Annotated in this window: 11 protein-coding genes; 5 read left to right on the top strand and 6 right to left on the bottom strand. The window is 61.7% G+C overall.

Annotated elements, in window-relative coordinates; all coding sequences use genetic code 11:
* Positions 1 to 14: 14 nt before the first annotated feature.
* The 4 genes from AC3WR3_RS02385 to sdhC are packed head-to-tail and all read right to left on the bottom strand — an operon-like array spanning position 15 to position 3,244.
* Complete coding sequence (locus AC3WR3_RS02385) at positions 15 to 731, bottom strand: succinate dehydrogenase iron-sulfur subunit (protein WP_139435404.1); 717 nt, start codon at positions 729 to 731, stop codon at positions 15 to 17.
* 17 nt (positions 732 to 748) lie between these two features.
* Positions 749 to 2,515, bottom strand: a complete 1,767-nt coding sequence (gene sdhA, locus AC3WR3_RS02380) for a succinate dehydrogenase flavoprotein subunit (RefSeq protein WP_025326735.1) — start codon at positions 2,513 to 2,515, stop codon at positions 749 to 751.
* A 1-nt stretch (position 2,516) separates the two neighbouring features.
* Complete coding sequence (sdhD, locus tag AC3WR3_RS02375) at positions 2,517 to 2,861, bottom strand: succinate dehydrogenase, hydrophobic membrane anchor protein (RefSeq protein ID WP_005326929.1); 345 nt, start codon at positions 2,859 to 2,861, stop codon at positions 2,517 to 2,519.
* Complete coding sequence (gene sdhC, locus AC3WR3_RS02370) at positions 2,855 to 3,244, bottom strand: succinate dehydrogenase cytochrome b556 subunit (RefSeq protein WP_025326734.1); 390 nt, start codon at positions 3,242 to 3,244, stop codon at positions 2,855 to 2,857. The genes sdhD and sdhC overlap by 7 nt, the downstream gene beginning before the upstream one ends.
* Positions 3,245 to 3,667: 423 nt before the next feature.
* On the opposite strand from sdhC, the gene AC3WR3_RS02365 reads away from it, so the two are divergent.
* The 3 genes from AC3WR3_RS02365 to AC3WR3_RS02355 all read left to right on the top strand — a co-directional run bounded on the left by AC3WR3_RS02365 (position 3,668) and on the right by AC3WR3_RS02355 (position 5,965).
* Positions 3,668 to 4,954, top strand: coding sequence for a citrate synthase (locus AC3WR3_RS02365; RefSeq protein ID WP_041205909.1), 1,287 nt, complete (start codon positions 3,668 to 3,670; stop codon positions 4,952 to 4,954).
* 95 nt (positions 4,955 to 5,049) lie between these two features.
* Positions 5,050 to 5,364 (top strand): DUF4377 domain-containing protein, encoded by a 315-nt coding sequence (locus AC3WR3_RS02360; RefSeq protein WP_492291058.1) that lies wholly within the window; start codon positions 5,050 to 5,052, stop codon positions 5,362 to 5,364.
* Positions 5,365 to 5,458: 94 nt separating this feature from the next.
* Complete coding sequence (locus tag AC3WR3_RS02355; RefSeq protein WP_492291057.1) at positions 5,459 to 5,965, top strand: GNAT family N-acetyltransferase; 507 nt, start codon at positions 5,459 to 5,461, stop codon at positions 5,963 to 5,965.
* Positions 5,966 to 6,029: 64 nt separating this feature from the next.
* Here AC3WR3_RS02355 and fabB read toward each other — a convergent pair whose 3' ends face one another.
* Entirely contained in the window at positions 6,030 to 7,241 is a 1,212-nt protein-coding gene (gene fabB, locus AC3WR3_RS02350; RefSeq protein WP_202045310.1) for a beta-ketoacyl-ACP synthase I, read from the bottom strand.
* A gap of 90 nt (positions 7,242 to 7,331) precedes the next feature.
* Between fabB and mnmC the strand changes: the two genes are divergently transcribed.
* Entirely contained in the window at positions 7,332 to 9,356 is a 2,025-nt protein-coding gene (gene mnmC / locus AC3WR3_RS02345; protein WP_492291056.1) for a bifunctional tRNA (5-methylaminomethyl-2-thiouridine)(34)-methyltransferase MnmC2/FAD-dependent 5-carboxymethylaminomethyl-2-thiouridine(34) oxidoreductase MnmC1, read from the top strand.
* Between the two features lie 72 nt (positions 9,357 to 9,428).
* Here mnmC and AC3WR3_RS02340 read toward each other — a convergent pair whose 3' ends face one another.
* Positions 9,429 to 10,034 (bottom strand): DUF922 domain-containing protein, encoded by a 606-nt coding sequence (locus AC3WR3_RS02340; protein ID WP_492291055.1) that lies wholly within the window; start codon positions 10,032 to 10,034, stop codon positions 9,429 to 9,431.
* A gap of 319 nt (positions 10,035 to 10,353) precedes the next feature.
* On the opposite strand from AC3WR3_RS02340, the gene dcuC reads away from it, so the two are divergent.
* Positions 10,354 to 11,706 carry an anaerobic C4-dicarboxylate transporter DcuC gene (gene dcuC / locus AC3WR3_RS02335; protein WP_202045304.1) on the top strand — a complete coding sequence of 451 codons (1,353 nt, stop codon included), beginning with the start codon at positions 10,354 to 10,356 and terminating at the stop codon, positions 11,704 to 11,706.
* Positions 11,707 to 11,734 lie beyond the last annotated feature (28 nt).

Raw genomic sequence — 11,734 nt, 5'->3', positions numbered from 1 at the left:
CACAGGCCCTGGTATCAAACAGCCCGGTTGAGCAACATCGACTTGATCTGACCGATGGCCTTGGTCGGGTTCAAGCCCTTGGGACAGACGTTCACGCAGTTCATGATGCCGTGGCAGCGGAATACGCTGAAGGCGTCATCCAGGTTGCCCAGTCGTTCGGCAGCCGCGGTGTCGCGGCTGTCCGCCAGCCAGCGGTAGGCGGCGAGCAGCCCGGCCGGGCCGATGAACTTGTCCGGGTTCCACCAGAAGGAGGGGCAAGAGGTGGAGCAGCAGGCACAGAGAATACACTCGTACAGGCCATCCAGCTTGGCGCGCTCTTCGGGGGATTGCAGGTGCTCACGCACGGGCGGCAGTTTTTCATCGTTGATGAGGAAGGGCTTGACCTTCTCCCACTGGGTGTAGAACTGGGTCATGTCGATCACCAGATCGCGGATCACTGGCAGACCAGGCAGGGGCCGGATGACGACCTTGTTGCCCTTCTTCAAGAGATCGGAGAGCGGGGTGATGCAGGCAAGACCGTTCTTGCCATTCATGTTGAGACCGTCCGATCCACAGACCCCTTCGCGGCAGGAGCGGCGGAAGGAGAGCGTGGGATCCAGCTCCTTGAGCTGGATCAGTGCGTCGAGCACCATCATGTCGGAACCTTCAGGAATATCAAGACGATATTCCTTCATATGTGGGACGTTATCAACATCCGGGTTGTATCTGTAAACAGAGAATGTGACGTTCATTGTGGTTGCCTCCGCAATCAGTAAGTCCGCACCTTGGGTGGGAATGCCTCACGGGTTTTCGGAGACATGTTGACAGCACGACGGGTCATGGACTCGGTGTCCGGATGATAGAGGCTGTGGCACAGCCAGCTCTCGTCGTCACGCTCCGGGAAGTCGAAGCGGCTATGGGCGCCCCGGCTCTCGGTACGGAAGTTGGCGGCAACCGCGGTGGCGAACGCCGTCTCCATCAGGTTGTCCAGCTCCAGGCACTCGATGCGCTGGGTGTTGAACTCCTTGGAGGTGTCGTCCAGACGGGCATTCTTGAGGCGCTCGCGGATGAGTTTCAGCTCGGCCAGCCCTTCTGCCATGGCGTCCCCTTCGCGGAACACGGAGAAGTTGTTCTGCATGCAGCGCTGCAGGTCACGGCGGATCTCGGCGGGATCCTCGCCATCGCGGTTGTTCTCCCAGCGATTGAAGCGGGCCAGCGCCGCGGCGATGTCGGACTCGGAGGCCTCGCGGCCATGATCCATCTCCCCCAGGGTCTCCACCAGGTGCATGCCGGCGGCACGACCGAACACCACCAGATCCAGCAGGGAGTTGCCACCCAGACGGTTGGCACCGTGCACGGAGACGCAGGCGATTTCCCCCACCGCGAACAGGCCGACCACGGGGACGTCGTTGCCGTCTTTATCCTGGGTCAGACACTGGCCGTTCACGCTGGTCGGCACGCCGCCCATCATGTAGTGGCAGGTCGGGATGATGGGAATGGGTTCCTTGACGGGATCCACGTGGGCGAAGGTGCGAGAGAGCTCGCAGATGCCCGGCAGACGGGATTCCAGCACCTCTTTGCCGAGGTGATCCAGCTTGAGCTTGATGTGCGGGCCCCAGGGACCGTCGCAGCCACGGCCTTCGCGGATCTCGATCATGATGGAGCGGGCCACCACGTCGCGACCGGCGAGATCCTTGGCGTTGGGTGCATAACGCTCCATGAAGCGCTCGCCATCTTTGTTGAGCAGATAGCCGCCTTCACCACGGCAACCCTCGGTCACCAGCACCCCTGCCCCGGCGATGCCGGTGGGGTGGAACTGCCAGAACTCCATGTCCTGCACGCCGACCCCGGCGCGCAGCGCCATGCCGACGCCGTCACCGGTGTTGATGTGGGCGTTGGTGGTGGACTGGTAGATGCGACCGGCGCCGCCAGTGGCAAGCACCGTGGCCTTGGCCTTGAAGTAGACGACCTCGCCGCTCTCCATGTCGATGGCGGTGCAGCCGACGATGTGGCCGTCCTGGTTCTTCACCAGATCCAGGGCATACCACTCGGAGAAGACGGTAGTCTTGTTCTTGACGTTCTGCTGATACAGGGTATGCAGCAGGGCGTGACCGGTCCGGTCGGCAGCCGCCGCGGTACGGGCCGCCTGCTCGCCGCCAAAATTCTTGGACTGGCCGCCGAAGGGCCGCTGATAGACAGAGCCGTTGTCGAAGCGGGAGAAGGGCAGGCCCATGTTCTCCAGCTCATAGATGGCCTCGGGGCCGGTCTTGCACATGTATTCAATCGCTTCCTGGTCACCGATGTAATCGGAGCCCTTGACGGTGTCATACATGTGCCACTGCCAGTTGTCGTCATGGGCATTGCCCAGGGCGACCGTGATCCCGCCCTGGGCGGAAACCGTGTGGGAACGAGTCGGGAAAACCTTGGAAAGCAGTGCGCAGCTCTTGCCGGACTGGGCAATCTGCAGCGCGGCGCGCATGCCGGCACCACCGGCACCGATCACGACCGCATCAAATTCACGAGTTGGAATAGTCACCTTACACACCCCACAGCACGACGAAACCCGTCATCAGATAGACGAACAGCACCACCACCAGCGCAAACTGCAGCGCACCGCGCAGCCCGACCGGCTTGATATAGTCGGTCAGCACCTGCCACAGACCGATCCAGGCGTGGATCAGGACGCACAGCAGCGTCAGCAGGGTGAAGACCTTGGTGAAGGTTGTGGCGAAGAAGCCGGTCCACACCTCGTAGGTGATGTCGTTGAAGGCGACAAAGCCCACCAGATAGAGGACGTAAGCCGTCATGATGAGGGCGGTGGCGCGGATCAGGATGTAATCATGAACACCGCTGCGCCCGAAAGTTGCAGAATTGGTTACCATACCAGTACCCCCGCCAATACCGCCAGAATCCCGGTAATCACGAAGCCCACCCGGGCACTCTGATTCGCGGAATCCAGCTCTTCCCAATGCCCCATGTCCATGACCAGATGACGCAGGCCGCCCACTATGTGGTATGCCAGCGCAGTCAGGATCCCCCACAACACGAACTTGACCAGGAAGTTGTCCATGATGGCAACGACGGTTTCAAATCCTTCGGGAGAGGAGAGTGAAGTTCCAAGCATCCACAGCAAGATGGCCAGCGCCACAAAGGTGATGACCCCTGAGACACGGTGCAAGATGGAAGCGATGGCGGTGACAGGAAAGCTGATCGTTTGCAGGTCGAGGTTTACAGGTCTCTGTTTATTTTTCACGGCTTTGCCCACTCAGCTCCATTGAGCACGTTAGTTATTGTTTTCACACGCTTTGAGGGCGAGGAGTGGCATTTGTTAGGTTTTTGTTACCAAAACAACTCGGAAAAGCCAAAAACAACATTTTAGATATCACATCTGGCTTTGCGAAAGCGTTTCAAACACCGACGGCCATCACCCACGAGGCGCAGTATATCGGCGGCCTTAACCAATGACAATCAATTAGCTACATAGAAAACCCAAAACCGTAAACCAGATCTCACAACCGCTTTAACAAGTCATTAATGATCATTCAGGAAAATTGACAAGAGAGTGGTTCTCTGGTTCAAATAAGGCGCTCCAGCCGCCGTGGTACGGGTAAGAACCTTTGCCAGCGTCATGAAAGTCGTAATAAAGTAGGACTGGAACCAAATTATAAAAGAGCAAAGGAGACGTGCTATGGCTGATAAGATAGCCACCCTACATCTGCCCGGAAAAGAGCCGGTAGAACTACCGATCCTGTCCGGTACTGTTGGACCCGATGTAATCGATGTCAGAAAACTGGGCGCGCAAGGGTACTTCACCTTCGACCCCGGCTTTATGGCCACCGGTGCTTGCAAATCATCCATTACCTATATCGACGGAGATCAGGGTGTCTTGCTGCACCGTGGTTATCCCATCGCCCAGTTGGCCACCCAGGCCAGTTACCTGGAAGTCTGCTACATACTGCTGTACGGCGAGGCGCCCACCAAGACGCAATACGCGGAATTTGAACGCCTGGTCACCCGCCACACCATGGTGCACGAGCAGATCGCCTTCTTCTTCCGCGGCTTCCGCCGTGACTCCCACCCCATGGCGATCATGTGCGGTGTGGTCAGCGCCCTGTCCGCCTTCTATCACGATGCCCTCGACATCAACAACGAAGAGCATCGCGAGATCTGCGCCTTCCGTCTGCTCTCCAAGATGCCGACCCTGGCCGCCATGTGCTACAAGTACTCCATCGGCCAGCCCTTCATGCAGCCGCGCAACGCCCTCTCTTATGCCGGCAACTTCCTGCACATGATGTTTGGCGTGCCGACCGAAGAGTACAAGGTCAACCCCATCGTCGAGCGCGCCATGGATCGCATCTTCACCCTGCATGCGGACCACGAGCAGAACGCCTCCACCTCCACCGTGCGTCTGGCCGGCTCCTCCGGCGCCAACCCGTTTGCCTGTATCGCCGCGGGGATCGCCTCCCTGTGGGGTCCGGCCCACGGCGGTGCCAACGAAGCCTGCCTCAAGATGCTCGAAGAGATTGGCTCCGTGGATCGCATCCCCGAGTACATTGCCAAGGCCAAGGACAAGAACGACCCCTTCCGTCTGATGGGCTTCGGCCACCGGGTCTACAAGAACCACGACCCCCGTGCCACCGTGATGCGCGAAACCTGTCACGAGGTACTGACCGAGCTGCAGATCAAGGATCCGCTGCTGGATGTGGCCATGGAGCTGGAGCGCATCGCACTCTCCGACCCCTACTTCATCGAGAAGAAGCTCTACCCGAACGTGGACTTCTACTCCGGCATCATCATGAAGGCCATCGGCATCCCCATGTCCATGTTCACCGTGATCTTCGCCATCTCCCGCACCATCGGCTGGATCGCCCACTGGAACGAAATGCACTCGGATCCGGACCAGAAGATCGGCCGTCCGCGTCAGCTCTATACCGGCCTTGCCCAACGGGATTTCACTCCCCTCGATCAACGCTGATCCGGCGAGTTGTCATGGTTTGTTACAAAGGCGGTCATTGACCGCCTTTTCATTTGAGGGTTTAATCGCGCCCTTTTACGCCAAGGACACCCATCATGAAAGCGCCCCTGCTCCTCTGCTCCGCCCTGTTGCTCAGCGCCTGCCAGAGCACCCCGACCACCCAGACCCTCTATGTCCAGGACAAGCTGGCCGACTGCGTCGGTGTCGCCCCCATGAAGTGCATGCAGGTGCGCAGCCAGCCGGGCGAGAGCTGGACCCTCTTCTACCAGCAGATCGAGGGCTTCACCTTCGAGCCTGGTTTCCGCTATCAACTGGAAGTGCGTACCGAACAGCTCACCGACGTGCCAGCAGACGCCTCCTCGGTGCGCTATCAGCTGATCAAGATGGTGAGCAAAGAGGCCGTTCGCTGAGCCATGAGGGGCTGCGGTTCAATTTGCACGCCCCCTGGGTTATGCTGACCCCCTTCTTTCAAAGGTTGACCAGAGGCACTCGCCCTCCAGTACGATGATCAAGATCAGAACCATACGGACCCTAGACTGGCCCGCCATCATGGCCATTCAGAGCGAGTGCTACCACCAGCTGGAGCCCGAGCCCCTCGAGGTGATGAGCAACAAGGCAGAGCTCGCCCCCGCCTGCTGCTGGGTCGCCGAGTGTCAGGGCCGGGTGCTCGGTTATCTGCTCTGCCATCCCTGGCGTGCCCACCAGCCCCCGCCCCTCTCGGTGCCGATGACGGCGCTGGCCGGTCATGAAGAGTTCTATCTGCACGATCTCGCGGTCTCGGACCAGGCCCGCGGTCTGGGCGTCGGGCAGCGACTGCTGGCCACTGCGCTCGATTTCGCGAGCCGCGAAGGGTATCGCCATGCAGGTCTGGTGGCGGTGCAGGATGCCCCCGCCTTCTGGCGCAAGCAGGGCTTCGTGCCAGCCAGGACCCCCAAGTCGCTGGAGGAGTACGGCGAGGGCGCCGTCTATATGCAACTGCCGCTGGCCGAGCCGGCAGATACGACGACTTGAGCGATAATCTGACCCATAAAAAAGGCGCCTTTCGGCGCCTTTTTCTATGTCAATCCGGTGAACATCAAGCCTTGAACTTGCTGAACACCAGAGAAGCGTTGGTACCGCCAAAGCCGAAGCTGTTGGACATGACGGTATTGAGATCGGCGGCTTCGTACTCGCGCACTATGGGCAGACCCACGGCCTTCTCGTCCAGGTTCTCGATGTTGATGCTGGGGGCGATGAAGCCGTGTTCCATCATCAGCAGGGAGTAGACGGCCTCGTGCACGCCGGCGGCGCCCAGGGCATGACCGGTCATGGCCTTGGTGGCGGAGAGCTTGGGCGCATTGCTGCCAAACAGGGTCTGGATGGCTTCCAGCTCCTTGGTATCACCGACCGGGGTGGAAGTGCCGTGGGTGTTGATGTAATCCACAGAGCCGACACCCTGCATCGCCATCTTCATGCAACGCACCGCGCCTTCACCGCTCGGAGCGACCATGTCGTAGCCGTCGGAGGTGGCACCGTAACCGGTGATTTCGGCGTAGATGTGGGCACCGCGGGCCAGGGCATGTTCCAGCTCCTCGACCACCAGAATGCCGCCGCCACCGGAGATGACGAAACCGTCGCGGTCCGCATCATAGGTACGGGACGCCTTTTCCGGGGTGTCATTGTACTTGGTGGAGAGGGCACCCATGGCATCGAACTGGATGGTGGAAGACCAGTCCAGCTCCTCGCCGCCGCCGGCGAAGACGATGTCCTGCTTGCCAAGCTGGATCAGCTCCAGTGCGTGACCGATGCAGTGGGCAGAGGTGGCACAGGCGGAGCTGATGGTGTAGTTGACACCCTTGATCTTGAACGGGGTGGCCAGGCAGGCAGAGGTGGTGGAGGACATGGTGCGCGGCACCATGTAGGGACCCACACGCTTGACCCCTTTCTCACGGGCGATGTCCGCAGACTCGGAGGTGTTCTTGCCGGAGGCGCCGCCGGAGCCGACCACTATGCCGGTACGCTCGTTGGAGACCTGATCCTCTGGCAGACCCGCGTCGGCGATGGCCTGCTCCATGGACAGATAGGCATAGGCCGCGGCGTCACCCATGAAACGCATGACTTTACGGTCGATCAGTTCAGACGGATCGAGTTTGATGTTACCCCAGACACGGCTGCGCAGGTTGTACTGTTCAAACTGCTCGGAATAGGTGATGCCGGATTTGCCTGCTTTCAGGGAGGCCAGCACCTCTTCCTTGTTGTTGCCGATACTGGAGATGACGCCGATACCGGTGATCACTGCTCTTCTCATTAATTCATCTCGTCTGGAAAAACTGGCACCGAGTCTACCCGCTTTCGGCTGCCAAACTGGTCTGCTTTCACGTAGAATGCCCGCGAATTTATGACGCGAGCAGAGGAAAACGTGAGTCAAACATCCTTACATCATGCCCGATTGGACTGGAATGAAGCGGGAACTCCAGTCTCCAGTGAGTTCGGGGATGTGTACTTTTCCAATGATAACGGTCTAAGTGAAACCCGCTACGTCTTTTTATTGCAAAATCACCTACCGGCACGATTTTCGCACCACGATAGTGACAGTTTCGTGATTGGCGAAACAGGTTTCGGCACAGGTCTTAACTTTCTGGCGACAATGGCCGCCTTCCTGGAACAGGCCCCCCAATCCGGCAACGGCTCGCACCTGCACTTCATCAGCTTCGAGAAATACCCCCTGGCCCAGGCCGATCTCTGCAAGGCCCTGGCGGCCTGGCCCGAGCTCGCGCACCTTAGCCAGCCTCTCATCGACCAGTGGCCGCTGCCGGTCTCCGGCTGCCACCGCCTCATTTTTGCCGGCGGCCGCATCCACCTCGATCTCTGGCTTGGCGACATCAAGGAGATGCTGCCCCAGGTGCCTCACGGCCCCCAGGGTCTGGTGGATGCCTGGTATCTGGATGGCTTCTCGCCTGCCAAGAATCCCGAGATGTGGACACAAGCGCTGTTCGATGGCCTCGCTCGCCTCGCCCGCCCCAGCGCGACCCTCTCGACCTTTACCTGCGCCGGTTTCGTGCGCCGCGGTCTGATTGACGCCGGCTTTGCCATGAAGAAGGTGAAGGGACACGGCAGCAAGCGGGAGATGCTGGCTGGGAGGCGGGAGGGCAAAGTGCCCGAACAGAGCATCTCCCCCTGGTATGCCCGCCCCGCCGGCCGGGACGGCGAGGTGCTGATCATCGGCGGCGGCATCGCCTCGGCCATGACGGCGCTCTCCCTGGTGGAGCGGGGTCGCAAGGTGACCCTGCTGTGCGAAGAGGGCGAACCCGCCACCGGTGCCTCCGGCAACCGGCAAGGGGCGCTCTATCCGCTGCTCAACGGGGAGCACGACGCCCTGTCGCGCTTCTATTCCCTCGCCTTCGGCTATGCCCGCCAGCGGCTGCTGGCCCTGGCCGCGCGCCATCCCGTGGCCTTCTCCCTGTGCGGCGTCACCCAGCTCGGCTACGACGACAAGTCCGCCGCCAAGCTCGCCAAGATGGGTCAGGGTCCCTTCCCCCCCGAGCTGATGCACCCACTCTCTGCCTCGGAAGTTGAGCAGGTGGTCGGCCTGCCCTGCGGCCACGGTGGCGTCAGCTACCCCCTGGGGGGCTGGCTCTGCCCGGCGGATCTCACCCGCGCCGCCCTGAAAGAAGCGCAAGCCAGCGGTCTGTTGCGCCTTGAGTACCACACACCGGTGAGCACCATCAGCGAGCTGGCAGAGCGCTGGCAGGTGGAGAGCCTGGATGGCCGCCAGTGGCAGGCCCCCAACCTGGTGGTGGCCGCCGGTCACCGGCTGCCCGCCCTGCTCCCCTTCGCGGAGCTGCCGCTCTACCCGGTGCGCGGTCAGGTGAGCCATGTGCCGACCACGGCACGGTTAAGCCAGCTCAGGACTGTGCTCTGCTACGACGGCTACCTCACCCCGGCCCACGACGGAGCGCACTGCATCGGGGCCAGCTATGGCCGCAATCAGAGTACCCTCGCATTCAGTGCCGAGGAGCAGGCTCAGAACCGGGCGCGGCTGCAAGCCTGCCTGCCGGATCAAAACTGGCCTGCCGAGGTGGACATGAGCGGCAACGAGGCGCGGGTGGGCGTTCGCTGCGCCAGCCGGGATCACCTGCCGGTGGCAGGGCCAATCGCCAGATTGGCAAGCCTGGCGGATCAAGACCCTAAGGCCCCCGCTGATCAGCAGCGCGCGCTGCCCCTGCACGCCGGTCTCTATGCGCTGGGCGCCCTCGGCTCCCGGGGCCTGTGCTCGGCGCCGCTCTGCGGTGAGCTGGTCGCGAGCGAGATCTGCGGGGATCCGTTGCCGCTGGCCGCCGATCTGCTGGAGGCGCTGCATCCGGCCCGCTACTGGGTACGCAGGCTGCTCAAGGGCAAGCCCCTGCGCGATCCGGCGTCCTGATCCCCACCCAGGCTGGACCTCAAACAAAACGGGCTTCCCCAAGGGAAGCCCGTTTTTTATTGGCGATGACGGTCAGCTGCCCTCTGGCCAGCTGACCCCGAGCTTGCGCCCCCGATCGGTCTGCTGCGCCAGGGTGGCGAATCGATCCCGAGTCGCCTCCAGCACCGCCTGCCCCTGTTGCCAACCCTGGTACTGCAAGGCGGCGCAATCCCGGGCGACGGGCAACTGGGCGAACCGGATGCCGAGCTGGCTGACGCTTTCGAGCAAGATGTCCTTGTGACGGCTCTCGTAGTCGAACATGGCCGCCACCAGCTTGTCCCACTTCTGCCGCTCCGCCGCGGACGCCCTGCCCTTGTCCATCCAGTTCGGCACCCTGACCTGGATGCGGGCCGTCACCTGGGCCTGATCCAGCTCGCAGCGCGCCGGGGTCGCCCTGGTCTGCAACTGCCAGGAGAGCTGATAGCTGGCCCTGCCGATATGGCCGTCCGCCTGAGTAGGCGACAAGGCGGTGATCTGGCGCATCACGGCGGCCACATCGGCTCCTGATACCCGATAGAACTGGAAATCGACCTTGATATCGGGCGCCACCCGAATACCTGCATAATGGGAGGGTGCTGCTCCGATTGAGGCGGCATATATGAGGGCCGCCACCGCCCCTGTCTTGCTGAAGAGTCCCATCGTCGTGCTGCCTTGCTCCTTGTGAGTCCGGCGTAATTTCAATTAATAATCAATGAATTAATAGTCAGTGTGGGAGATTAACCGCGATCAGGGGCGCTGTCACCTGCTCTCGGAGCCGGGGGAGGCAAAGGGGCAGCTTCCACCCGTTCAGAATGGGGATTTGCAAGGGAGATCACAGCCAGCCACCATCCCCATGGCGAATTACTCCTTATGGGGTAATAATCCCGGCGTTTTTGTTGGCACATGTCGAGCTAGCCAGTCCAACCCTCTGCTCAGCCCGTTAGATGCCCGACGTCACTCCATACTCAGGAACCTATTTATGATGGAACTCCTTATTGGCACCCTGGTCACCCTGGCCGTGGGTCGCTACATCTTCAAGGGCTATTCGGCGACCGGGGTGCTGCTCAGCGGCGGCCTCTTGCTGCTGGCGATCACCGCCCTGATGGGCAAGGCGGTGCTGCCAGCCAGCGTCACCTCCACCGGCCACGTGGCCACAGACGTGTTCGAGTACGTGCGCTTCCTGCTGGTAGACAGGGGGGGCGGCCTCGGCATGCTGATCATGGTGCTGTGCGGCTTTGCCGGCTACATGAGCCACATCGGCGCCAACACCATCTTGGTGAAGCTGGCCAGCAAGCCCCTTGGCATCATCAAGTCCCCCTACATATTGCTGGTAGCCGCCTACCTGGTGGCCTGTGCCATGTCGCTGGCGGTGAGCTCCGCCACCGGCCTCGGCGTGCTGCTGATGGCGACCCTGTTCCCGCTGATGGTCAACATGGGGATCTCCCGTGGCGCCGCGGCCGCGGTGTGCGCCTCTCCGGCCGCCATCATACTGGCCCCCACCTCCGGGGACGTGGTGATGGCCGCCCAGGCCGCCAACATGGAGCTCATCGAGTTTGCCTTCAAGCTGACCCTGCCCATCTCCCTGACGGCCATAGCCGCCATGGCGGTGACCCACTTCTTCTGGCAGCGCTATCTGGACAGAAAGTCCGGCGAGCACAACGAGGCGGTTGCCCCGAGCGATCTCATCACAGACGCCCCCGGCTTCTACGCCATACTGCCGTTCACTCCCATCATCGGCGTGCTGCTGTTTGACGGCAAGCTGGGCCCCAAGCTCGACATCGTCACCATCATCGTCATCTGCCTGGTGCTGGCCGCCCTGCTGGAGCTGGTGCGCAAGCGCAACGGCCGCGAGCTGCTGGACGGTCTGCAGGTGTGCTGGCGCAGCATGGCCGACGCCTTCGCCGGCGTGGTCATGCTGCTGGTGGGAGCCGGTGTGTTTGCCCAGGGGCTGATGGGGCTCGGCTTCATCGCAAACCTCCTGGATCTGGCCCAGAGCTTTGGCACCGGCGGCGTCATCATCATGCTGGTGCTGGTGGTCATCACCACCCTGGCCGCCTTCACCACGGGTTCCGGCAACGCCCCCTTCTACGCCTTCGTGGAGCTGATCCCGCACCTGGCCACCAGTCTGGGCGTCAATCCCGCCTACCTGGTCATCCCCATGCTGCAGGCTTCCAACCTGGGTCGCACCATCTCGCCGGTCTCCGGGGTGGTGGTCGCCTGTGCGGGCATGGGCAATCTATCCCCGTTCGAGGTGGTCAAACGCACCTCCATGCCGGTCGCCGTCGGCCTCTTGGTGGTGATCCTCGCCACCCAGATCCTGGTGCCTGCCTGAGTACCGTCTGACACTTTTCCAGCCCGGC

The organism is Aeromonas sp. EU05-FHT14A05 (assembly GCF_058791175.1).
Note: the sequence above shows the minus strand (reverse complement) of the source record. Positions and strands in the feature narration are given on the sequence as shown.

Coding starts and splice junctions, on each gene's coding strand:
- AC3WR3_RS02360 (WP_492291058.1), top strand. CDS start 5,050: ATGAAAGCGCCCCTGCTCCTCTGCTCCGCCCTGTTGCTCAGCGCCTGC.
- AC3WR3_RS02365 (WP_041205909.1), top strand. CDS start 3,668: ATGGCTGATAAGATAGCCACCCTACATCTGCCCGGAAAAGAGCCGGTA.
- dcuC (WP_202045304.1), top strand. CDS start 10,354: ATGATGGAACTCCTTATTGGCACCCTGGTCACCCTGGCCGTGGGTCGC.
- fabB (WP_202045310.1), bottom strand. CDS start 7,241: ATGAGAAGAGCAGTGATCACCGGTATCGGCGTCATCTCCAGTATCGGC.
- mnmC (WP_492291056.1), top strand. CDS start 7,332: ATGACGCGAGCAGAGGAAAACGTGAGTCAAACATCCTTACATCATGCC.
- AC3WR3_RS02340 (WP_492291055.1), bottom strand. CDS start 10,034: ATGGGACTCTTCAGCAAGACAGGGGCGGTGGCGGCCCTCATATATGCC.
- AC3WR3_RS02355 (WP_492291057.1), top strand. CDS start 5,459: ATGATCAAGATCAGAACCATACGGACCCTAGACTGGCCCGCCATCATG.
- sdhD (WP_005326929.1), bottom strand. CDS start 2,861: ATGGTAACCAATTCTGCAACTTTCGGGCGCAGCGGTGTTCATGATTAC.
- AC3WR3_RS02385 (WP_139435404.1), bottom strand. CDS start 731: ATGAACGTCACATTCTCTGTTTACAGATACAACCCGGATGTTGATAAC.